18 protein-coding genes are annotated in these 22,938 nt (G+C 73.1%); 9 read left to right on the forward strand and 9 right to left on the reverse strand.

All coding sequences use genetic code 11. The features are described 5' to 3' along the window. Positions 1 to 234: 234 nt before the first annotated feature. The 3 genes from RM572_RS11230 to RM572_RS11240 form a co-directional block, all read right to left on the reverse strand. Entirely contained in the window at positions 235 to 459 is a 225-nt protein-coding gene (locus RM572_RS11230; protein ID WP_311673132.1) for a hypothetical protein, read from the reverse strand. Between the two features lie 301 nt (positions 460 to 760). Then, on the reverse strand, positions 761 to 3,715 hold the full coding sequence (locus RM572_RS11235) for an AfsR/SARP family transcriptional regulator (RefSeq protein ID WP_311673133.1): 2,955 nt from the start codon (positions 3,713 to 3,715) through the stop codon (positions 761 to 763). 142 nt (positions 3,716 to 3,857) lie between these two features. Further along, positions 3,858 to 4,625 (reverse strand): class I SAM-dependent methyltransferase, encoded by a 768-nt coding sequence (locus RM572_RS11240; protein WP_311673134.1) that lies wholly within the window; start codon positions 4,623 to 4,625, stop codon positions 3,858 to 3,860. Between the two features lie 289 nt (positions 4,626 to 4,914). Between RM572_RS11240 and RM572_RS11245 the strand changes: the two genes are divergently transcribed. From RM572_RS11245 to RM572_RS11265, 5 genes are all read left to right on the forward strand, one after another. After that, entirely contained in the window at positions 4,915 to 6,006 is a 1,092-nt protein-coding gene (locus RM572_RS11245) for a LacI family DNA-binding transcriptional regulator (RefSeq protein ID WP_311673135.1), read from the forward strand. A gap of 141 nt (positions 6,007 to 6,147) precedes the next feature. Next, complete coding sequence (locus RM572_RS11250; protein ID WP_311673136.1) at positions 6,148 to 7,470, forward strand: ABC transporter substrate-binding protein; 1,323 nt, start codon at positions 6,148 to 6,150, stop codon at positions 7,468 to 7,470. A 52-nt stretch (positions 7,471 to 7,522) separates the two neighbouring features. After that, positions 7,523 to 8,605 (forward strand): carbohydrate ABC transporter permease, encoded by a 1,083-nt coding sequence (locus tag RM572_RS11255; protein WP_311673137.1) that lies wholly within the window; start codon positions 7,523 to 7,525, stop codon positions 8,603 to 8,605. After that, positions 8,602 to 9,558, forward strand: coding sequence for a carbohydrate ABC transporter permease (locus RM572_RS11260; RefSeq protein ID WP_311673138.1), 957 nt, complete (start codon positions 8,602 to 8,604; stop codon positions 9,556 to 9,558). The genes RM572_RS11255 and RM572_RS11260 overlap by 4 nt, the downstream gene beginning before the upstream one ends. 137 nt (positions 9,559 to 9,695) lie before the next feature. Further along, positions 9,696 to 11,363: a glycoside hydrolase family 13 protein gene (locus RM572_RS11265; RefSeq protein ID WP_311673139.1), complete on the forward strand. Its 1,668-nt coding sequence runs from the start codon at positions 9,696 to 9,698 to the stop codon at positions 11,361 to 11,363. Between the two features lie 108 nt (positions 11,364 to 11,471). Here the strand turns inward: RM572_RS11265 and RM572_RS11270 are convergent, their stop codons facing one another. Beyond that, positions 11,472 to 12,191 (reverse strand): PhzF family phenazine biosynthesis protein, encoded by a 720-nt coding sequence (locus tag RM572_RS11270; RefSeq protein ID WP_311673140.1) that lies wholly within the window; start codon positions 12,189 to 12,191, stop codon positions 11,472 to 11,474. Positions 12,192 to 12,217: 26 nt separating this feature from the next. Beyond that, on the reverse strand, positions 12,218 to 13,753 hold the full coding sequence (locus RM572_RS11275; RefSeq protein WP_311673141.1) for a CehA/McbA family metallohydrolase: 1,536 nt from the start codon (positions 13,751 to 13,753) through the stop codon (positions 12,218 to 12,220). 307 nt (positions 13,754 to 14,060) lie between these two features. On the opposite strand from RM572_RS11275, the gene RM572_RS11280 reads away from it, so the two are divergent. Beyond that, positions 14,061 to 14,264, forward strand: a complete 204-nt coding sequence (locus RM572_RS11280) for a cold-shock protein (protein WP_027765800.1) — start codon at positions 14,061 to 14,063, stop codon at positions 14,262 to 14,264. Positions 14,265 to 14,573: 309 nt separating this feature from the next. Then, positions 14,574 to 15,980 (forward strand): DEAD/DEAH box helicase, encoded by a 1,407-nt coding sequence (locus RM572_RS11285; RefSeq protein ID WP_311673142.1) that lies wholly within the window; start codon positions 14,574 to 14,576, stop codon positions 15,978 to 15,980. 24 nt (positions 15,981 to 16,004) lie between these two features. Here RM572_RS11285 and RM572_RS11290 read toward each other — a convergent pair whose 3' ends face one another. Then, on the reverse strand, positions 16,005 to 16,352 hold the full coding sequence (locus RM572_RS11290) for a hypothetical protein (protein ID WP_311673144.1): 348 nt from the start codon (positions 16,350 to 16,352) through the stop codon (positions 16,005 to 16,007). Positions 16,353 to 16,483: 131 nt separating this feature from the next. Here RM572_RS11290 and RM572_RS11295 point away from each other — a divergent pair, with 131 nt between their 5' ends. Further along, positions 16,484 to 19,108, forward strand: a complete 2,625-nt coding sequence (locus RM572_RS11295; RefSeq protein WP_311673145.1) for a bifunctional FO biosynthesis protein CofGH — start codon at positions 16,484 to 16,486, stop codon at positions 19,106 to 19,108. A 142-nt stretch (positions 19,109 to 19,250) separates the two neighbouring features. Then, the gene (locus RM572_RS11300; protein ID WP_027765803.1) at positions 19,251 to 20,366 is read left to right on the forward strand and encodes an ADP-ribosylglycohydrolase family protein; all 1,116 of its coding nucleotides are present in this window, start codon (positions 19,251 to 19,253) and stop codon (positions 20,364 to 20,366) included. A 65-nt stretch (positions 20,367 to 20,431) separates the two neighbouring features. Here the strand turns inward: RM572_RS11300 and RM572_RS11305 are convergent, their stop codons facing one another. From RM572_RS11305 to RM572_RS11315, 3 genes are all read right to left on the reverse strand, one after another. After that, entirely contained in the window at positions 20,432 to 20,638 is a 207-nt protein-coding gene (locus RM572_RS11305; protein ID WP_311673147.1) for a DUF397 domain-containing protein, read from the reverse strand. Positions 20,639 to 20,830: 192 nt separating this feature from the next. Beyond that, positions 20,831 to 21,688 carry a helix-turn-helix domain-containing protein gene (locus RM572_RS11310; protein ID WP_136183666.1) on the reverse strand — a complete coding sequence of 286 codons (858 nt, stop codon included), beginning with the start codon at positions 21,686 to 21,688 and terminating at the stop codon, positions 20,831 to 20,833. A 187-nt stretch (positions 21,689 to 21,875) separates the two neighbouring features. Beyond that, a complete protein-coding gene (locus tag RM572_RS11315; protein ID WP_311673148.1) occupies positions 21,876 to 22,679 on the reverse strand; it encodes a GOLPH3/VPS74 family protein in 804 nt (267 codons plus the stop codon). Between the last annotated feature and the right edge of the window lie 259 nt (positions 22,680 to 22,938).

The following is a 22,938-nucleotide window of genomic DNA, read 5'->3' on the forward strand; positions in this document are numbered from 1 at the left end:
CAGGCCCTAGCAGTTTTCCGGTGCGTATCACGACAACTCCTCTGTACGGGACGGGACTTCCGACTTCCCGGTCCCGACGGTAGGTGCTCGAGAGGGCTACCGGACCGGGACCGGCGGACCGGCGCGTGCCGAAGGGCGGGAATCGGCCCTTCCGCACACGTCGGACCCGGCACCGGCGAGGCCCCCTCTTCGCCGCCGGTGCCGGGCGCCGTGCGTCCCCCGTGGTCGGTGGGCTCAGTCGGCCGGTTCGGCCGGGGTGTGACGGTTCTTCTGCGGACGCGTCCCCGGCTTCCCGGGCTTCGCCGCGCTGGTGGCCGCCTGCTCCGGCGGGTCGGCCGGCGTCCGCGGCGCGTCGGCGTCCGGACGCAGTTCCACCGGGGAGATGGGTGTGTGCCGGTTCATGGTGGTGAGCTCGGTCTCCTCGACCGGCTCCGTGGTCGCGGTGTCGTTGGTGGCCATCTGTCCCCTCCTCGGGCTGGCGGTCCGTGCTGCACCCCGCCCGGCGGCTCCCCCGTCGGCCGCCGGGCGGGTGCAGCGGAGCGCTCACCCTATGCGGGGGCGAGCGCTTCCCCCCTCGGGCCGCCTGTCCCCCGTCGCGGCGCCCCGACAGGAAAGACGATGCCGGGCGGCGATAAACGAATGATGAACGTCCGCTTGTCGGCGTCCTTGCGCTGGTCACGCGGGGGGCGAAGGGCGCGCCGGAGCGCCGGACGGCGACTCCGCCCGCTCCGGGGCGCGTGGGAGGCGCGTGGGGAACCGCTCAGACGGCGACGGCCGTCTCCAGCAGGGCCCGTACTTCGGCCGCCTCGTCGGACCCCGACTCCTCGTAGGTGCCCAGCGCCTCCTCCCAGCAGGCCTGCGCGCGCCGGTTGTGCCCTATGGCGTCGAGACAGCGGCCGAGCACCGTCAGGGCGTCCGCGTGCCGCCAGGAGCCGCCGGTGTGGCGGACGATGGCGAGGGCCTGCTCGGCCCGCTCCGCTCCGGCGGCGTGCTCGCCGTCGGCGAGGTGCAGTTCGGCGAGCCGGAAGTGCGCCATGCCCTCCCACAGCCGCTGGCGGCTCTGCCGGAAGACCTCCAGGGAACGGTCCAGGCTGGTCTTCGCGTCGTCGTACCGGCCGGCGGCGGTGAGGGCCATGCCGAGTGCGTAGAGGCCGTTGCCCAGCCGGGTGGTGACGGCGAGGCTGCTGTAGATGTCGACCGCCTGCCGGCTGAGTTCCACGGCGCTCTCGGTCCGGCCCAGCCCCAGCCTGGCCCGCGCCAGGTTGCACAGCGCGCTGGCCACGGACGGCTCGTTGCGGTCGGCGCGGAAGCAGTCCAGCGCCTGGCTGAGGAACTCCTCGGCGTCCGCGAACCGGTTCTGGCAGTTGGCGACGATGCCGCGGTCGTTGAGCGCGTACGCCTCGGCGATCGGGTCCTGTGCAGCCAGCCCCAGAACTCCGGCGACCCGGGCCTCCTCGTCCGCCTCGTCGAACCGTCCCACGGTCAGGTACAGGCCGGTCAGCACCGAACGGGCCCGCGCCTCCGTCCGCCCGGCACCCGCCCGGCAGGCGGCCTCCCGCAGCGCGAGGGCGGTCTCCTCGTAGGCGCGGATGTTCATCCCCGCCTCGCTGAGCGCCGTGGTGACCATCAGCAGGTCGACGGCCCGCTCCAGCGTCCCGCCGGAGGCGAGCTGCCGCGCGCAGGCCAGGTAGCAGGCCGACTCGGCGAACAGCCAGTCCACCGCGGTCGCCTGGTCCGGGAAGCGGAGCCCGTCGCGGTCCGTCGGCGCCAGGTGGTCGACGAGCCGTTCGCCGGGCTGGTCGAGGGCGTACACCCCGGCCGCGGTGGCCAGGTAGAAGTCCAGGAGCCGGCTCAGCGCCGCGTCCCGTTCGGCGGGGGGTTGTTCGTCCCGCTCGGCGCACTGGCGGGCGTACAGGCGCAGCAGGTCGTGGAAGCGGTAGCGGCCCGGTGCGGCCGACTCCAGCAGAGAGGTGTCGACCAGCGACTCCAGCAGGTCCTCCGCCTCCGCCGGTTCACGGTCCAGCAGCGCGGCCGCGGCGTGCAGCGCGATGTCCGGGCCGTCGGCCAGGCCGAGCAGGCGGAACGCGCGGGCCTGGTCCTTGTCGAGCTGGCTGTAGCCGAGTTCGAAGGTCGCCTTCACCGCCTGGTCGCCTGCCTGGAGTTCGTCCAGCCGGCGCCGTTCGTCGGCGAGCTTCGAGGCGAGCACGTCGACCGTCCAGGTGCGGCGTGCCGCGAGCCGTGCGGCGGCGATGCGGATGGCCAGCGGCAGGAAGCCGCAGGCCGCCACCACGTCCATGGCCGCCTGCCGTTCGGCGTTCACGCGTTCCGCGCCGACGATGCGGGTGAAGAGGGTCATCGCCTCCTCGGGGCTCATCACGTCCAGGTCGACCAGGTGGGCGCCGGCCAGGTCCACCATGCGGGTGCGGCTGGTCACGAGTGCCGCGCAGCCCTCCGCGCCGGGCAGCAGTGGGCGCACCTGCGCGGCGTCCCGGGCGTTGTCCAGCAGCGTCAGCACGCGCCGGCCGGCGAGCCGTGAACGGAACAGCGCCGCACGCTCCTCGACGCCGTCGGGAATGGCCGGATCCGGTGTGCCCAGGGCCCGCAGGAACGCGCCGAGCACGGCCTCCGGGTCCGCCGCCGACGGTCCGGCGCCCTGGAGGTCGACGTAGAGCTGGCCGTCGGGGAAGTGCTCCCGTGCCGCGTGGGCGACATGCACCGCGAGCGTCGTCTTGCCCACGCCGCCGATGCCGGCGACGGCCGACACGGCCATCACTGTGCCTTCGGCCGTGGCCAGTTCGTCGTCCAGCTCGGCGACCAGGCCGGCCCGGCCGGTGAAGTCGGGCACGGTGGCCGGGAGTTGCGCGGGGCGGGCGATCTCCGGTTCCTCGCCGGAGGTCGCCGCGGGGGCGTCGCCGGGGAGCCGCAGGCCGTCGTCGGCCTCCAGAATGCGCCGCTGGAGTTCGGACAGCTCCGGGCGGGGGTCCACGCCGAGTTCGTCCGCCAGCAGGCGGCGGGTGTCGGCGTACACCGCGAGCGCCTCGGCCTGCCGGCCGCTGCGGTAGAGCGCGAGCATCAGCAGTTCGCGCAGCCGCTCCCGCAGCGGGTGGGCCGCGGTGAGCGCGGTCAGTTCGGAGACCGCGTCGGCGTGGCAGCCGACCTGGAGGTCCAGGTCCAGGCCGTGTTCGGCCAGCGTCAGCCGCCACTCCTCCAGCCGGGCCCGCTGCGTCTGCGCGTACGGGCCGGGCACGTGGGCCAGGGACTCACCGGTCCACTGCTGCAGCGCCGCGTCGTACAGCTGCCGGGCGCGCGCGGGGTCGCCGGCGGCCTCCGCCTTCTCCGCCTGCTCGGCGTACTCGGCGGCGACGTCGAGGTCGACGCGCAGGTCCGCGTCGCGCACCCGCAGCGCGTACCCGCCCGATTCGCTCACCAGGTGCTCCGCGTCCGGCCCGAGGGCCTTCCGCAGCCGGGACGCGTACGTGCGCACGGCGGCCTTCGCCTGGTCGGGCGGGTCCTCGCCCCACAGGCCGTCGATGAGGCGCTCGGCGGTGGCCGTACGACCCGCGTGCAGCAACAGGGCGGCCAGCAGCGCCTTCTGCTGGGGCGAGCCGGTCGGCAGCTGGTCCTCTCCCCGCCAGGCGAGCACCGGGCCGAGCACGGTGAAGCGCAGTCTGTCGCGCTGCCCGGGTTCCCGTGTGCTGTGGCCCTCGGCACCCATGCTGCCCCCTGCCGTCCCTCGCCCTCGGCTGGCTTCCCAACCGGCCAGTGTGCCTTGTCCCATGCCTTCCCGTCAGCTCAGTACCAGCCGCGTGCGCGCGCGTCGCCACCGCCGGGCCCGGCTGTCACGGCTGTCACGGCGCTCACGGCGCGGCACGCTTGCGGGCCTCGATCAGGAAGCGGGTGGTGGTGGCGACGAACGGACCGTCGGCCTCGATGCGTTCGTGCAGCGCGCGCAGTTCCTCCCGGTACCGCTCGACGGTGAAGCCGGGCACGATCCAGATCACCTTGCGCAGGAACCACACCACCGCACCCACGTCGTGGAACGCGGTGTGCAGCGACTCCGACCGCAGGTCGGTGACGGTCAGGCCGGCGGCCTCCGCCGCGGCGCGGGCGACGTCCGGATGCCGCCGGCTCCGCGTCCCGGCGGGCTGCGGTCCGAGGAAGTGCTCGGTCACCTCGAACACGCTCGCCGGGCCGACCTGTTGGGAGAAGTACGTGCCGCCGGGGCGCAGTACGCGGGCGATCTCCTCCCACCAGGTGGTCACCGGGTGCCGGCTGACGACCAGGTCGAACGCCTCGTCGGCGAAGGGCAGGGGCGGCTCGTCCGCGTCGGCGACCACGGTCACCCCGCGCGGATGCAGCAGGCGTGTGGCCTTCGCGACGTTCGGCGGCCAGGACTCGGTCGCCACCGTCGGCACGGGCAGCCGCGTCACGCCGGCGAGTACCTCGCCACCGCCGGTCTGGACGTCCAGCGCGGCGGAGGCGCGGGCCATCCGGTCACCCATCATGCGCTGGTAGCCCCAGGAGGGGCGCTGCTCGGTCGCCCGGCCGTCGAGCCAGGAGAAGTCCCAGCCCGCGACGGGTGCGGCTGCGGCCTCGGCCACCAGGTCGTCGAAGGTGCGCGTCATCCCCCGAGGGTTCCAGCCGCGCTCGCGGCGGGCCAGCGGCTTTCGGTCGAACCGTGGGGCGCAACGTCCCTTCAGGCTGTGAAGTCGCCACGGGGATGTACACGTTTACAGTCCGTTGCAGTCGCCGCCATAACGGTACGAAAACCTCATGATGGAACACTTCTTCGCTCTGCCGGGCCCGGGAAGGAAGAGAGTCCGTTCAAGGCATTGCAACGGGTTTTCAGCCGCCCTATGTTCGAGTCCACTCGCAGGGGGCCGACCCTGCGGGACGAGACTGTTCGGAGGCGTGATGGCCGCGACCATCATCGACGTCGCCCGCCGTGCGGGACTGTCGACGGCGACGGTGTCACGGGCGCTGCGCGGGCTGCCGAACGTCTCCGAGAGCGCCCGGGCCCGCGTCCAGCAGGCGGCGGAAGAGCTGTCGTACACCGTCTCGCCCATCGCGTCCCAGCTCAGCTCCGGACGCACCGGCGCGGTCGGCGTCGTCCTGCCCTTCGTCAACCGCTGGTTCTTCGGCCAGGTGGTGTCCGGCATCGACTCGGTGCTGCGCGCCAACGACATGGACCTGCTGCTCTACAACCTGGGCGACACCCGGGTGCACGAGCGGTTCTTCGAGAGGATGCCGGTGCGCCGGCGGGTCGATGCGCTGATCGTGCTGACCCTGCCGCTGTCCGAGGACGAGACCCGCGCGCTCTCCTCGCTGGCGGTGCCGGTCGCCGTGCTGGGCGAGCCCACCCCGCCGTTCTGGAACGTGCGCATCGACAACTCGGTGGCGGCGGCGACGGCCGTACGGCACCTGGTCAACCTCGGGCACCGGCGCATCGGGCTGATCACCGGTGCCGCGCACGACCCGCGGCGGTTCGCCACGCCGATACTGCGCCGCGACGCCTACCGCACGGCGCTGGAGGCGGCGGGCATCCGGTACGACCCCAGGCTGGAGGCGATGGGGCACTTCGGCATCGAGGAGGGCGCCGCGGCCATGGCGCAGCTGCTCACCCTGCCCGAGCCCCCGACCGCGGTCTTCGCCGAATCCGACGAGATGGCGTTCGGCGCGCTGCGCACGCTGCGCCGGATGCGGCTGCGCTGCCCGGAGGACGTCTCCGTCATCGGCTTCGACGACCACGAGACCGCCCACCTGATGGACCTGACGACCATCGCCCAACCGGTGGTGGAGCAGGGTGCCTTACTCGCCCGCCTGGTGCTCAAGGCGCTCGCGGGCTCGCACGAGGAGCCGTCGGACACGGTGCTCCCGACCCGGCTCGTCGTCCGGGGCACGACCGGAGTCGCGCGGCGCGACGCGGCTCCCGGCGTCCCGCCGTCACCCGGCGCCGCCACCGACAACGGAACCGGCGCCCGCGGAGCCCGCTCCCCCGTCCCCTGACCCGGGCGGGCACCGGCCCGCCCGCCGCCTGCACGACCCACATCTCCCCATCGCACCACCCCGGCGCTCCGCACCCCCGGCCGGAGCCGTCGCGATCCGCTGCACCCGCAGCGCGGACATATCACAGAAAGGCGTGACACCATGCTGCCCTCTCAGCGCCCACGCAGGACCGTACGGAAGGCCGCGGCCGCCACATGCGCCGCAGTCACCGCGCTCACCATGGCGGGCTGCGGTTCCGGCGAGAGCGACGACGCGTCCTCCTCGTCCGGTGAGTACTCCGGACGCGGCCCCATCACCTACGTCGCCGGCAAGGACACCAGCGGCTACGTGCAGGACATGCTGGACGTCTGGAACAAGAAGCACCCGGACGAGAAGGTCACCTTCGTCGAGCTGCCCACGGACGCCGACGCGCAGCGGCAGCAGATGATCCAGAACGCCGAGACCGAGTCCGACGCCTACTCCGTGCTCTCCGTGGACGTGGTGTGGAACGCCGAGTTCGCGGCGAACCGCTGGATCGACGAACTGCCGGCCGACGACTTCCCGACCGACAAGATGCTCGACCCGGTCGTGGAGACGGGCAAGTACCGCGACAAGCTGTACTCCATGCCCATGGCGTCCGACGGCGGCCTGCTCTACTACCGCACGGACCTGTTGGAGAAGGCCGGCATCGAGGAGCCGCCGAGCACCTGGGCGCAGATGAAGAAGGACTGCGCGGAGATCAAGAAGCTGCCCGAGGCCAAGGGGATGAGCTGCTACGCGGGCCAGTTCGAGAAGTACGAGGGCCTCACCGTCAACTTCTCCGAGGCCGTCAACTCCGCGGGCGGCGAGATCGTCACCGACGCCGGCAAGCCCAAGGTCGACAGCCCGGAGGCGGCGAAGGGGCTCGACTTCCTCGTGGAGTCCTTCAAGGAGGGCACCGTCCCGAAGAAGGCCATCACCTTCCAGGAGGAGGACGGCCGCCGGGCGTTCCAGGGCGGTGACCTGATCTTCCACCGCAACTGGCCCTACATCCACAACCTCGCCTCCGCCGACGACGGCTCCAGCAAGGTGGCCGGCAAGTTCGACGTGGCCCCGCTCCCCGGCCTCGACGGCCCCGGCACCTCCAGCCTCGGCGGCCACAACCTGGCGCTGTCCTCGCACGCCAAGAACAAGGCGACGGCCGTCGACTTCATCAAGTACTTCACCAGCCACTCCAGCGCCAAGAAGCGCCTGGACATCGCCTCCATCGCCCCGCCGTACGCCGACCTGTACGACGAGAAGGCCATGATCGAGCAGTCCCCGTACCTGCCGGAGCTGAAGGAGTCCATCCTCAACGCCGAACCGCGCCCGCGCGTCGTGAACTACGGCGAGGCCACCCTCGCCATGCAGGAGCAGGCGTACGCCGCCCTCACCGGCAAGAAGAGCACCGGCGAGGCCCTGGCGGCCCTCCAGAAGGAGCTCGGCAAGCTCACCAGCGCCCGCTGACCCGGCACGTCACGTGACCGCGGCAGGGCCGCTGACGCCACGGAGGAACACCATGCTCGACACCACGACGCGAGGGCCGGACGACGACAGCGTCCGCACCCCGCGCACCACCACGCCGAAGAAGGGCCCCGGCAGGCGCACCAAACGCGCCACCGCCGGGGCGGGGCGACTGGCCACGCTGCTCATCTCCCCGACCCTGCTCGTGCTCGGCGTCGTCATCCTCTATCCGACGATCATGGCGATCCACACCTCCCTCTTCGGGGAGAAGGGGATCGACCCGGAGACCGGGTTCGTCAACGAGACGGAGCCGTTCGTCGGACTGGACAACTACGCCGCGATCCTGGGCAGCCGGGCGGACGAGTTCTGGAACGCCTTCTGGAACACCAGCTACTTCACCGTCACCACGGTGGCGCTGGAGACCGTCATCGGCGTCGGCATGGCGTTGATCATGCATCAGGCCCTGAAGGGACGCGCGCTCATCCGGGCGAGCATCCTCATCCCCTGGGCCATCCCCACGGCCGTCAGCGCCCTGCTGTGGCGCTGGGTCTTCAACACCGACGGCGTCGCCAACGCGATGCTGCCCGGGACCACGCTGTGGACGGCGGACGGCGTGCAGGCGCAGTTCGCCGTCATCATCGCCGAGGTGTGGAAGACCGCACCGTTCGTCGGACTGCTCACCCTGGCCGGCCTCCAGCTCATCCCCCGGGAGGTCTACGAGGCCGCCCGGGTGGACGGCGCCGGCGCGGTGGGCCGCTTCTGGCACATCACGCTGCCGCTGGTGAAGCCCGCCCTGCTGGTCGCGGTGCTGTTCCGCACCCTGGACGCGCTGCGGATGTTCGACCTCCCGTACATCCTGATCGGCGCGCAGAAGGACTCCGTCGAGACCCTCTCCATGCTCGCGCAGGCGGAGGCGTCGAACGTCAACTTCGGTCCCGCGTCGGCGTACGCGGTGCTGCTCTTCGTGTACGTCTTCCTCATCGCGCTGGCCTTCATCCGGCTGCTCGGTGCGGACCTGGTCGGCGGCGAGGACGACACCGGGAGCGGCGGCGGGCGCCGCCGGGGACTGCTGAAGTCACTCGCGGGACGCGGCCGTACCGGCGCGCCGTCCCGCCGGAAGGAGGCGGTGGGCGCATGAGCACCGCAGCGAACCCCGCGGCCGGTCACCGGCCCACCGGACCGTCCGACCCCGCGGCGGCCGGCTCCCGGCCGTCCGGTCGGCCGTCCGCCTCCCGGCCGTCCGGGCCGCGGCCGTCCGGGCCGAAGGGACAGCTCGCCCGCAAGGTGCTGCTGACCCTGGGCGTCGGCGCCGTCATCGTGTACTGCCTGGCGCCGTTCTACTGGATGGTCGTCTCCAGCCTGCGGCGCACCTCCGACATCTTCGAGATGTCGGCGCTGCCGTCGCCGCTGTCCTTCGAGAACTACGGCGCGGTGTTCGGCCCGGACCAGGGCTTCGCCCGCGCGCTGGTGAACAGCCTCGTCGTCGCGGGCACCACCACGGTGTGCGCGCTGGTCCTGGCGATCTTCACCGCCTACGCGGTGGCCCGGCTGAGGTTCCGCTTCAAGAAGACGATCCTCAGCACCATCATCGCGATGTCGATGTTCCCCGTCGTCTCCATCGTCGTGCCGCTGCTGCGGCTGTTCACCGACATCGGCTGGATCAACACCTACCAGGCGATGATCCTGCCCAGCATGTCGTTCGCGCTGCCCCTCGCCGTGTGGAACCTGACGGTCTTCTTCCGGCAGCTCCCGGACGACCTGGAGCAGGCCGCGATGATCGACGGCTGCACCCGCGGGCAGGCGTTCCGCAAGATCATGCTGCCGCTCGCCGCGCCGGGCGTCTTCACCACGGCGATCATCACCTTCATCGCGGCGTGGAACGAGTTCCTGATCGCGCTGTCGATGACGAACAAGGCGGAGCTGCAGACCGCCACCGTGGCCATCTCCAAGTTCACCGGGGCGACGGAGTTCGAGACGCCGTTCGGCAGCCAGATGGCGGCGGGTGTGCTCGTGACCATCCCGCTGGTGATCATGGTGGTGATCTTCCAGCGCCGCATCGTCGCCGGTCTCACCGCCGGCGCGGAGAAGTGACCCCGACCCTGCCCGCCCCGACCCGTCCGAGCCCGACGCGTCCCGCCCGGAGACGTCCCACCGCGACACCTCTGTCCGCCACGACACCCCGACCCCCCACGACCCCCTGTACGACACGCTGTCGAAACGGAGTATTCGTGCACAGCACCACCCCACCGGAGACCACCGACACGCCGTGGTGGCGCACGGCCGTCATCTACCAGGTGTACATCCGCAGCTTCGCCGACGGGAACGGCGACGGCATCGGTGACCTCGCCGGTCTCCGCGCGCGCCTGCCCTACCTGCGTGACCTGGGCGTCGACGCCCTGTGGATCAACCCGTGGTACCCCTCGCCGATGGCCGACGGCGGCTACGACGTCGCCGACTACCGCGGCATCGACCCGTCGTTCGGCACCCTCGCCGAGGCCGAGGAGATGATCGCCGAGGCCCACGCACTCGGCCTGCGCATCATCCTCGACATCGTCCCGAACCACACCTCCGACGAGCACCCCTGGTTCGCCGAGGCGCGGGCCGCCGCACCCGGGTCCGCCGCGCGCGAGCGGTACCTCCTGCGCGACGGCAGGGGACCGGACGGCTCGCAGCCGCCCAACGACTGGCGCAGCGTCTTCGGCGGCCGGGCCTGGACCCGCCTCACCGAGCCCGACGGCACACCGGGCCAGTGGTACCTGCACCTCTTCGACCCCAAGCAGCCCGACCTCAACTGGGACAACCCCCAGGTGCGCGCCGAGTTCGAGGACATCCTGCGCTTCTGGTTCGACCGGGGCGTCGACGGCTTCCGCATCGACGTCGCGCACGGCCTCGCCAAGCACCCGGACCTGCCGGACATCGGCATCGACGACGACGCCGTCTTTGCCCCGATGGACCGGTACGAGGGCCACCCCTTCTGGGACCTGGACCCGGTGCACGACATCTACCGCACCTGGCGGGAGATCGCCGACTCCTACGACGGCGACCGGGCGTTCGTCGCCGAGGCGCACGCACGCCACGACCGGCTGCCGCTCTACCTGCGCCCCGACGAGTTGCACACCGCCTTCAACTTCGACTACCTGAAGGCTCCGTGGGACCCGGAGGAGCTGCGGACGATCATCGACCGCAGCATCGCCTCGCACGCGACGGTGGGGGCACCGGCGACCTGGGTGCTGTCCAACCACGACGTGGTCCGGCACGTCACCCGGTACGGGCGGGAGGAGACCGCCGAGCTGCCCAACGTGCCCGGCGACGCGCCCCCCACGGACCTGGAGCTCGGCACCCGCCGCGCCCGCGCGGCCGCCCTGCTGATGCTCGCGCTGCCCGGCGGCGCGTACGTCTACCAGGGGGAGGAGCTGGGGCTCTGGGAGGTCGAGGACATCCCCGGCGAACTGCTCCAGGACCCCACGTGGGAGCGGTCCGGCCACACCGTGCGCGGCCGTGACGGCTGCCGCGTTCCGCTGCCGTGGTCGGGCGTCTCGCCGCCCTTCGGCAACGGCGGCGAGGACGCCGTGCCGTGGCTGCCGCAGCCCGCCGAGTGGAAGTCGTACACGGCCGCGGCGGAGACCGGGGAACCGGCCTCGATGCTGGAGCTCTACCGCGAGGCGCTGCGGCTGCGCCGCGCCGAGCCCGGCTTCGCCGGCAGCGGCCTCACCTGGCTCGACGCACCCGACGGCGCCCTGCACCTGGAACGCGGCGACGGGCTGCGGTGCGTGGTCAACCTGACCGCCGAGGGCTGTGTCCTGCCGGCCGGTGCGCGCCTGCTGCTGACCTCCACGCCGCTGGACGGTGCGCGCGTCCCGCGCGACACCGCCGCCTGGTACCGCGCCGCGGACTGACCACCCGCGGCCTTCCCCGTACGGCCTCGGCCACCCCTCCGGCCGGGGCCGTACGGCTCCCCCCGCCGGGCAGCCGGGCGCCGTCGCGCCCGGGCGTCGTCGCGCGCGTCAGGGCGCGGACGCGTACAGCGCCTCGACCTTCTCCCGCACCCCCGCGCCCGGCTCGTCGAGCACGCAGCGCCCGCCGAGTTCGACGAGCCCGTCCCCGGCCCGCCGGGTCCGGATGACGGCGCCGTGGCGGCCGTGGACGACTTCGAGATCGCGGTCCAGCTTCAGCGTGAGCAGCATCGACGCGCTGCCGCAGGCCTCGTCCTCGCCCTTGCCGATGCGCGGCGCCCACAGACGCGCGCGCACCCGGCCGGCGGGCTCGTCGAGCCAGGCCCAGACCTGGGTGAAATCCTCACCCGCGGGGAGCCCCGTCAGCGCCTCGATCTCCCGGGCGCTCCCCATCTCGTAGTGGCGCCAGGGCTTCGACCACGCGGCCGGGGCGGTGAGCCACACCGTCCCGCCGTCGTCCCGCCGACAGGCCACCGTGCCGGCCGCGGGGGTCAACTTCTCCACCGGCCTGCCGAGCCGGTGCAGCACCTCGGTGGTCGCCAGCAACGGATGCCCGCCGAACCGGATGGGCGTGCCGTACGAGCCGTGGATGTGCACCCTGCCCTGCTCGTCCGCGACGAACACGACCGCCGGGATGCCGAGTGCGTCGGCCAGCGCCTGCCGCTCCGGCTCGCTCGCCCGCCGGTGCTCCGGCTCGACGACGACCAGTGCGGGATTCCCGTGTGCGCCGTCGGCGTCGACGAACGCGCGGGCGAGCTGACATGCGACCATGCGCCTCACGGTACGCGGGCCCCCGCTCAACGCGGGTCGAGCCAGAGGGGGTTGGTCAGGGCGACCATCGGGCCCGGCACGGGTGAACCCTCCGGCGCGGGGCGCCGCACCTCGGCGCGCACATAGGTGGCGAGGGACGCCGTCGTCCGCCACGTCACCACCCCGGACGCCGGCACCGCCGCGGCGTGCAGCTGTCCCTGGTCCGTCATCAGCCGCACCGCCGCGTCCAGCGGAGCCCCGGAGACCTCCAGCCGCACGGTCACCGCCGCCTCGCCGGCCACCCGCAAACGCCCGCCGATCCCGGCGTGTTCGCCGCGCGGCCCGGTCGCCGACAGCGCGACCGACACCGCCGAGGACTCGGCGACGTAGCTGCGCCCGGCCCGGATGCCCTCCAGCAGCGCCTGCCGTGACAGGTCGTCGGCGAGCACCACGGTCTGGGGCAGGCCGACCTCCTGGCCCTCCCGGTGCGCGTCGCTGTTCCCCATCGCGGGAAGCCATCCGTCCGGGCCGCCGTCGACGAGCGTGTTGTCCCACGCGGCCAGCGACACCTCGTCGTCCACCGTCCAGGGGCCGTTCCACACCTCGACCGCGTCGGCGTCCTCCAAGCCGAACTTCCACTGGCAGCCCACGAAGGGGCAGTGCGGGTGCGCGGGCACGACGAGGCCGCCCGCGCGGTGGATGCGCCGCGCGAACCGCTCGTACGCGTCGTCGCGGGCCCGGTACCGCCAGTCCAGATGCGTCCCCGGGTCGGTGCCGAGGGCGAGGAAGTGGCCGTTGCGGGTGGTGATCTCCTCGCCGCACAGCACCAGCAGCTCGCCGTCCGGGTGCGGGCCCCACAGCCCCTCCCACGCGCCGTGGGCGGAGGGCGTGTTGTGCTCGGTGGTGGTGAGGAAGTCCAGGCCCGCCCGCCGTGCCGCCGCGGCCACGTCGGCGGGGGTGTAGCGACCGTCGGAGTGCACGGTGTGCAGGTGGCAGTCGCCCCGGTACCAGGCGCGCCCGCGCCCGCGTCCCCGCTCCGGGGGGTACACCGGCTCGGGCGTCGTGCCCTCCGGGCCGTACCGCAGGGTGAGCGTCACCTCGTAGTCCAGGCCCTGCGGCGCGACCGTGTACGGGCCGAGGGCGACGTGCCACGTCCCGCGCCGCACCGGGCCGGGCAGGTAGCCGGGCGTCGCCCGTTCCGCGCTGATCGCGAACTCCGTCCGGGCCCCGCCCGACCAGCCGCGGAAGCCCCGCCCGCCGAGCCGGGTGCCGCGCTCGTCGAAGATGCCGATGTCCAGCGCGTTGCCGGGCGTCCCCGGCGGCACGTCCGGCTTGTCGTAGGAGTAGGAGACGGCGATCTCCCGCACCCCGCGCGGCACTTCCACCGGCAGGTACACCCAGTCCGGTGCTCCTGTGGGCAGATGGCCGCGCACCGTCCGGGTCTCCTCGCCGTCTCCCGGCGGGCCGTCTCCCGGCGGGCCGTCCGCGGCGCCGGCCGCGTGCGCGAAGGTCACGGAGTCGAGCGTAAGCATCCCGGCGGCTCCCGCGGCCGCCGACATCCTCAGTACGTCACGCCGTTCCATGCGTCCTCCCAGGCCTTCGAGTGTCGGGCGTCACCGTTGTACGGGCGGACGGCCGGAAGGGAAAGACCTCCCGGCAGGGCGGCGAACACTCCGGAGACGCCGGACGGCGAGATCCGGACACGGGCAGTCGGCGTGGTACGGTCGTTTCGTTGCAGTTGTGGTTCCCATGTACTTTTGTGTGCGCCTGCTGGATCCGGTCCGTCAGGCGCACTTTCTGTTTTTCCGGTGTTCATTCTCCGGCGGGGCGATCACCGCTACGACATGCGGGTCCGCAGGTCGCGGATCCACTGTCCAAAGGAGATCAGTTATGGCTACCGGTACCGTGAAGTGGTTCAACGCCGAAAAGGGCTTCGGCTTCATCGCGCAGGACGGCGGCGGCGCCGACGTCTTCGCCCACTACTCCGCGATCAACGCGCAGGGCTTCCGCGAGCTGACCGAAGGCCAGAAGGTGAACTTCGACGTCACGCAGGGCCCCAAGGGCCCGCAGGCCGAGAACATCACCGTCGCCTGACGACGTCCCGCGGCGTGACGCCGCACGGTGTGGGCCCGTACCCAGGTGCGGGCCCACACCGTTGTCCACGTGCTGCGGAGTCGTCCGGTGGCTCCCCACAGCCCTCTCCCCACGGGCCCGGTCCCGTCCCTTCCGACCGGGCTCCTGCGTCCGGCGCCGCCCACCGGCCCCCCGCCCGGCCCGCCCGCGTGCCCGGCTGCCGGACACCCCGGTCGGCCGCCGTTCCACGGTTCGTTCCTGTGGTCTCCCGCAGCGCGCCTCACGCCTGCCGGAACCTCCTCGACACGTGCCGTCCCGAGGAGGTTCTGCATGAACCGCACCACCACCCCCAGCCGTGCCCGCGACGCCCGGCGCAAGCGGCCCACCGCTCCCGCGCCCCCGCCGGTACGTTCCTTCGCCGAGCTGCCCCTGCCCACCGCGCTGCTCGACGCCCTCGCCCGTGAGGGCGTGACCGTGCCGTTCCCGATCCAGGGAGCCACGCTGCCGAGTTCGCTCGACGGCCAGGACGTCCTCGGGCGCGGCCGTACCGGCTCGGGCAAGACCCTCGCCTTCGGCCTCGCTCTCCTCTCCCGTATCAACGGCCGGAGGGCGGAAGCGCACCGGCCCCTGGCGCTCGTCCTCGTGCCGACCCGGGAGCTCGCCCAGCAGGTCACCGACGCCCTCCTGCCGTACGCGCGTCCGCTGCGGCTGCGGCTGGCCACGGTCGTCGGCGGCGCGTCCGTCAACCGGCAGAGCAACGCGCTGCGCAGCGGGGCGGAGGTCGTCGTGGCCACCCCCGGCCGGCTCAAGGACCTCATCGAGCGCGGCGACTGCCGGCTGGACCAGGTGCGCGTGAGTGTGCTGGACGAGGCCGACCAGATGGCCGACATGGGCTTTCTTCCGCAGGTCACCGCCCTGCTGCGGCAGGTGCCCGCCGACGGCCAGCGGATGCTGTTCTCCGCCACCCTCGACCGCAACGTGGACCGGCTCGTCGAGCGGTTCCTGACCGACCCGGTCGTGCACTCGGTCGACCCCTCGGCGGGGGCCGTCACCACGATGGAGCACCACGTGCTGCACGTCGCCGACGAGCACAAGAACGACGTGGTGCTGCACATCGCCTCCCGCGACGGCCGGGTGCTGATGTTCACCGACACCAAACGGGCCGCCGACCGGACGACCAAACGCCTCCTGGCCGGAGGCGTCCTGGCGGGTGCCCTGCACGGAGGCAAGTCGCAGTCCCAGCGCAACCGGGTGCTGGAGGCGTTCCGGACCGGCCGGGTCACTGCGCTGGTGGCCACCAACGTCGCAGCCCGCGGCATTCACATCGACGGCCTCGACCTCGTGGTGAACATCGATCCGCCGAACGACCACAAGGACTACCTCCATCGCGGCGGACGCACCGCCAGGGCGGGGGAGTCCGGCAGCGTCGTCACCCTCGTCCTGCCGCATCAGCGACGGGAGATGAACCGGCTGCTGTCCGTCGCCCGGGTCACGGCGGGACGCCTCACCGCCCGGCCCGGGGAGGAAGAGCTCGCACGGCTCACCGGTGCCCGTACGCCCTCCGGCGTCGCCGTCGTCGTCACCGCCACGGCCCCGGCCGCACCCGCGAAGGCCCGCCCGCAGCAGGCCGCCGGCGACCGGCCCGGACGCCGTTCCGGTGCGTCCCGCCGCGGCCGCCGACCCCGCGGCGGCTCCCGACGCTCCGGCGGCGGCCGTACGAGCCCGTCCCCGAAGTAGCCGGGTAGGGGGTGCGGGGCCGGCTCAGTCGGAGCCGCGCCCTCGGTTCTTCCGTCGCCGGACGGACACCACCCACCACACCACGAGAGCACACAGGATGCCGACCGAGAGCCAGATCTCCCAGGCCGCCATTCTCCCGCCGTCGCTGTAGTCGCTGCCGGTGCCGCCGGTGCCGCGGTATCCGCCGCGCGAACGGCCGCCCGACGCGGCCGCCCGCACGCCGGTGTCCTGACGGGTGGCGGCGGTGCCCGGCGCAGTCGCGGGGCCCTGCGCGGAGACGCTGCCGTGTGCGGTGGCGGGCGCCGCCGCGTGGGCGGCGGGTGCCGGCACCAGGAAGGCGCCGAGCAGCAGTACCAGAGTGGCGAAACGCATGAATCCCCCGGAGCGCAGGGGCGCTTGACGTCACCGCGCCCCACGACGACGCCTCCACCGTAACCGAGGGGCGACGGGGTGTGTGCGACGCCTCAGCGCGGATGGCACCGACCTGTGCGTAAGGTCGGGGCATGACCACCGGAGCCACGGACGGAGTCACCCCGCCGCCCGCCACCTCGCCGGCCACCGCCGCGACGCCGCCGACCGCCAACGCCATGCGCCGCGCGTTGCGCCGCGCACGGGACGGCGTGGCGCTCGACGTCGCCGAGGCGGCCGTGCTGCTCCAGGCGCGCGGCGAGGACCTGGCCGGGCTGACGGCCGCCGCCCGCCGGGTGCGCGACGCCGGCCTGGAGGCCGCCGGGCGGCCGGGCGTGCTGACGTACTCGCAGAGCGTCTTCATCCCGCTCACCCGGCTGTGCCGCGACCGGTGCCACTACTGCACCTTCGTCACCGTGCCGGGGAAGCTGCGCCGTGCGGGCCACGGCATGTTCCTGTCCCCGGACGAGGTGCTGGACATCGCCCGCAAGGGCGCCGCGATGGGCTGCAAGGAGGCGCTGTTCACCCTCGGGGACCGGCCCGAGGACCGGTGGCCGGAGGCCCGCGAGTGGCTGGAGGCGGAGGGCTACGACGACACCCTCTCCTACGTGCGCGCGATGGCCGTCCGCGTCCTGGAGGAGACCGGCCTGCTGCCGCACCTCAACCCCGGGGTGCTGAGCTGGACGGACTTCCAGCGGCTCAAGCCCGTCGCGCCGTCCATGGGCATGATGCTGGAGACCACCGCCGAACGCCTGTGGAGCGAGCCCGGCGGCCCGCACCACGGCTCCCCGGACAAGGAACCGGCGGTGCGGCTGCGCGTCCTGGAGGACGCCGGCCGCTCCAACGTGCCGTTCACCACCGGCATCCTGCTGGGCATCGGCGAGACGCACGAGGAGCGGGCCGACGCCCTGTTCGCGCTGCGCCGCGTGCAGCGGGCCTACCACGGCATCCAGGAAGTCATCGTGCAGAACTTCCGTGCCAAGCCGGACACCGCGATGCGCGGCATGCCGGACGCGGAACTCGACGACCTGATCGCCACCATCGCTGTCGCCCGGCTGATCCTCGGCCCCGGCGCGCGCCTCCAGGCGCCGCCGAACCTGGTGGACGGCGAGTACGGGCGGGTCGTGGACGCGGGCATCGACGACTGGGGCGGCGTCTCGCCGCTGACCATCGACCACGTCAACCCCGAACGCCCCTGGCCGGAGATCGAGCGGCTGGCCGAGCACGCCCGCGCGTCCGGCTTCGAGCTGCGCGAACGACTCGCCGTGTACCCGGAGTTCGTCCGGCGCGGCGAGCCCTGGCTGGACCCGCGGCTGCTGCCGCACGTCGAGGCGCTGCTCGACCCGGAGACCGGGCTCGCCCGCGAGGACGCCGTCGTCGAGGGACGGCCGTGGCAGGAACCGGAGGACGTGTTCGCCGCGCGCGGCCGTACCGACCTGCACCGCACCATCGACACCGACGGCCGTACCGCGGACCGGCGCGACGACTTCGACGAGGTGTACGGCGACTGGGCCGACCTGCGGGAGCGCGCCGCCCCCGGGATGGCGCCGGAGCGGATCGACGGCGACGTGCGCGCGGCGCTCGCCACCGCCGCGGACGACCCCACCCGGCTCACCGACGACGAGGCCCTGGCCCTGCTGCACGCCGACGGGCCCGCCCTGGACGCGCTGTGCGGCATCGCGGACGCGCTGCGGCGGGACGTCGTCGGTGACGACGTCACCTACGTCGTCACCCGCAACATCAACTTCACCAACGTCTGCTACACCGGCTGCCGCTTCTGCGCCTTCGCGCAACGCCGCACCGACGCCGACGCGTACACCCTCTCCCTCGACCAGGTCGCCGACCGGGCCGCGCAGGCGTGGGACGTGGGCGCGGTCGAGGTGTGCATGCAGGGCGGCATCCACCCGGACCTGCCGGGGACGGCCTACTTCGACATCGCGAGGGCGGTCCGGGAACGCGTCCCCGGCATGCACGTGCACGCCTTCTCCCCGATGGAGGTGGTCAACGGCGCCACGCGTACCGGGATGTCGATCCGCGACTGGCTCACCGCCGCCAAGGAGGCCGGTCTGGGCTCGATCCCGGGAACGGCCGCGGAGATCCTCGACGACGAGGTCCGCTGGATTCTCACCAAGGGCAAGCTGCCGACCGCGACCTGGCTGGAGGTGATCGGGACCGCCCACGAGGTGGGCCTGCGCTCCTCCTCCACCATGATGTACGGCCACGTCGACCAGCCCCGCCACTGGCTGGGCCACCTGCGTCTGCTGGCCCGCACGCAGGAACGCACCGGCGGGTTCACCGAGTTCGTGACGCTGCCGTTCATCCACACCAACGCGCCGGTGTACCTGGCCGGGATCGCCCGGCCCGGCCCCACCCGGCGCGACAACCGGGCCGTCACCGCCATGGCCCGCCTGCTGCTCCACCCGCACATCCCGAACATCCAGACCAGCTGGGTCAAGCTCGGCACCGAGGGCGCCGCCGAGATGCTGCGGTCCGGGGCGAACGACCTCGGCGGCACGCTGATGGAGGAGACCATCTCGCGGATGGCCGGGTCGTCCTACGGCTCGTACCGCTCGGTGCGGGACCTGGAGGCGATCGCGGAGGCCGCCGGGCGTCCCGCCCGCCCGCGCACCACGCTGTACGGGGAGGTGCCGGAGGAACGCCTGCGCGCCGCGCGCGAGGCCGACGGACACCTCCCGGAGCTGCTGCCGGTGGTGGACTGAGCGTGCACCGGGCCGCTGCGGCGGCCCGTGCGACTCGGTGCGCCCCCGGCGCACGCCGCGGCCGCCGGACGTGGGACCCGGCCGCCGCGCACGGCTACAGTGCTGACCGGGGACGTGGGGCGAACCGGAGGAGGGCGCGCGCGTGACGACCGGCACCACGGCCATATGGGGCCGCGCCGAGCAGCAGGACTTCCGCAGCCGCGTCCGCGGCTGCCTCCTCGGCGGCGCGATCGGCGACGCCCTCGGCGCGGGCATCGAGTTCGACTCCCTCGCCGCCATCCGCGAGCAGCACGGCTCCGCCGGCGTCACCGACTACGTGCCCGCGTACGGCCGCCGCGGCGCGGTCACCGACGACACGCAGATGACCCTTTTCACCGTCGACGGCCTGATCCGCGCCCACGTCCGCCGCGACACCGGCGCCTGGCACCCGCCGACCGACGTGCACGCCGCGTACCGCCGCTGGGCGGCCACGCAGCGCGACTGGGGGCCGGACGAGCGGAAGAAGGACGACGGCTGGCTCGCCCGCGAGGAGTGGCTGTACGCGCAGCGCGCTCCGGGGAACGCCTGCCTGAGCGGCCTTGCCGACGACCGCATGGGCACCGTCGACGCGCCGAAGAACCCCCAGTCCAAGGGCTGCGGGACGGTGATGCGGTCTGCGCCGTTCGGACTGCTCGTCGGATGGGAGCCGCAGCTCGTCTTCCAGCTCGCCGTCGAGTGCGCGGCCCAGACGCACGGTCACCCCACCGGCTACCTCGCGGCCGGCGCGACGGCCGCCATCGTGCACGCCCTCGCCCGCGGCGAGTCGCTGGACCACGCCGTGCAGCGCGCCCTGGCGCAACTCGCGACCAGACCCGGTCACGAGGAGACCACCGACGCCCTCAAACGCGCCCTGGGAGCCGTCCGCCAGGGCCTGCCGGGCCCCGAACGCGTCGAGTCCCTGGGCGAGGGCTGGGTCGCGGAGGAAGCGCTGGCGATGGCCGTGTACTGCGCCCTGGTCGCCGAGGACGTCCGGCACGGACTGCTGCTCGCGGTCAACCACGGCGGAGACAGCGATTCCACCGGCGCCGTCTGCGGCAACCTGCTGGGCGCCCTCCACGGCGAGACGGCCCTCCCCCCGGCCTGGGTCGCCGAACTCGAGGGGCGGGCGACGATCCTCGAACTCGCCGACGACTTCGCCATGGAGATGACGCAGGGCCCGGCGCTCCACTCGCCGGGCGCTTCGTCCCCGGCCTGGCTCGCCCGCTACCCCCGCGCCTGAGCGGCGCCCCGAGGCCCGGCCGTTCACCGGGCCCGCAGGCTCACCGGGTCAGTGGGCTCACCGGGTCAGTGGCGCCGCGGGGCACACCCGAAGCCGTCCAGGAAGGCGGCCCACGTCTCGGCGGAGAAGGCGACCACCGGCCCTCGGAGGGCCTTCGAGTCCCGCACCTGCACGGGTTCCGGGCCGCCGGCCCGCACCTCGACGCAGTCGCCGTTGACCGCCGAATACGACGACTTGGTCCATGTCGTCAGGTCTGCGCGTCGACGAGTCATGTCACTCCGATCATTGGGGACGCGGGGAGAGCCCCGGGAAGCCCCGTCCGGGGCACTACCGGGGCCGACGCTACGCCGCGCCACCGCCCCCGACCGGAAGCGTTCACTCGTTCGAGTGACTCGAGTCCCGGAGTGCTCCGTCGGCGGCTTCCGGTCTCTACGCTGCGCTCCTGCGGGCGCCCTCCCGTTCGCTCAGGAGGCGTACTCGTCCCGCAGACGTTCGATGAACTCCCGGGACTGTTCGGCGTTCAGGGCCTTCGCCCGGAGGTGTTCGTACATCACGCTGTAGTGCTGCACGTCGTTCGGCTTCTCGAGGTAGAGATCGCTCGTCACCCCCTCGAGGTAGACCACGCTCGCGTCCAGGGTGTCCTGGAACTCCAGGATGGAGAACTTGCCGTACATCCCCGGATGGGCGCCGACCTCGTTCGGCAGCACCTGCAGCGTGATGTGCGCCTCCCGGCTCAGGCGGACCAGGTGGTCGAGCTGGTCGGCCATCACGGCGCGGCTGCCGACCACGCGCCGCAGCAGCGCCTCGTCGATCACCGCCCAGAAGCGCAGGGCCTCGTTCGGATCGCTGAGGCGGTCCTGTCTCTTCAGCCGGACCTGCACCCGCTTGTCCACCTCTGCGGCGGTCGCCTCCGGCCACATGCCGGAGATCACCGCCTGGGCGTAGTCCCGGGTCTGCATGAGCCCGGGCACGATGAGCGACTCGTACACCCGCAGGGACGCCGCGTCGGTCTCCAGGCCGATGTACACGCTGTACGGGATGTCGCCGAAGGCGTGCCACCAACCCTGCTGGCGGGACTCCTTGGCCATCTGCATGAGGGAGTCGACGATCCGGCGGTCCTCGACCTCGTACACGCCGCACAGGTCGCGCACGTCGCGCTGGCTGATACTGCGGCGGCCGTTCTCCAGCCGGCTGATCTTCGACTGGGAGACCAGCAGCCGGTCCGCGACCTCCTCCGCCGTCATGCCCCGGAGTTCGCGCAGCCTGCGCAGCTCCTGGCCCAACCGGCGGCGCCGTACGGTGGGATTGACCTGGGACGCCACAGCGACTGCACCTCCGCGGGTAAGTACGACTACTCACCAGAAGAGTGCCACCACTGTCCGCGTCCGCGCTGGGAAACGGCGACACAGGGTGCGCCGGTGTACGGCACCGGGTGACGGGCGGCCGCCGCCTGGGCGGCCGCCCGTCACCCGCCGGTCGTGGGTCGTGCGGCGTCGGTGTCGGTGTCGCTCAGCGGGCGCCGACGCGGGACATGCGGGACACCGCCGGCGTCCGTCGCGCCTGGTCCGGCACCGTGCGCCCCGCAGCGGGCCGCGGAGCGCGCTGAGCGGGCGGCTGCGCCGCCGTACGCGCGCCGGTGCCGCGCCCGCCCGAGCCGCCTCCGCCGCCGCCCTGGCGGCGCGGGGCTGCGGCTGCGCCGTTCTGCACGTCCATCACGGCGTGCGCGACGAGGCCGCCCATCGGGTCGTGCCGGATCAGGTCCCTCAGCCGGGAGCGGCAGGACCGCCCCTCGTTGCCGGGGTAGAGGTGCTTGCCCAGCCCGACGGCGTGCGCCAGCGCGGCCAGCGCGGCGGTACGCGGGTCCGGCGGTACGCCGGTCCGTATCGCGGCATCGAGACGGGTCCGTATCTCACGGCTGATGGCCGTGTCGGTCGCCTGATAGCGCGTCGTCGGGAGCACCCCGCACATCTGGCCGTTGACGGCATGGACCATGCCGCAGCGCTCCAGGTGCGTGAGGTACGTCTGGCGCAGCCCGAGCCTGGGCCCGCCGATCCAGTGCACGGCCCGGACCGGGCTGCCGCGCCTGCGCAGCAGCTCCAGTGCGGAGTCCAGCGTCGGATCTCCTGTCGGCCGTGGTAGGACCACGGCGATACGGTCCCCGTCTGGGGCTATCCGGCCCGCCAGTGCCAGCTCGACGAGCTGTGCTCCGGCCAGGCCGAGGTCGAGCGACTGCGGCTGTGCAGTGGTACCCGTGGTCGGGTCCAGTGCCAGCAGCAGAAGCTCCTCCGGAATAGTTCTGCGGCTCCTGCCCATCCATGCCTCCCCGCGTGGATGAATGACAGGGTGACCCCTCTCACAATCATCTGTCGAGAGTGCCTGACCGGAATGTGAGGGAACCAGTAGGTATGTCGTTCTCGTCATCCCGGGTGGAAGGCGAGTGGGTCCTCGACGGGGCGTCACCGGCGGGGAACGGTCCGCGACGGTGGGGCCGGTCCGGGGCGGAGTGCCGGATCTCCGGAGAGCGATTCCGGAACCGGATCACTGTTTAACTGGTAGACCGGCGGCGAGAGTG

Origin of the sequence: Streptomyces hazeniae (genome assembly GCF_031845485.1) — a bacterium.
In the GTDB taxonomy this organism is placed as follows: domain Bacteria; phylum Actinomycetota; class Actinomycetes; order Streptomycetales; family Streptomycetaceae; genus Streptomyces; species Streptomyces hazeniae.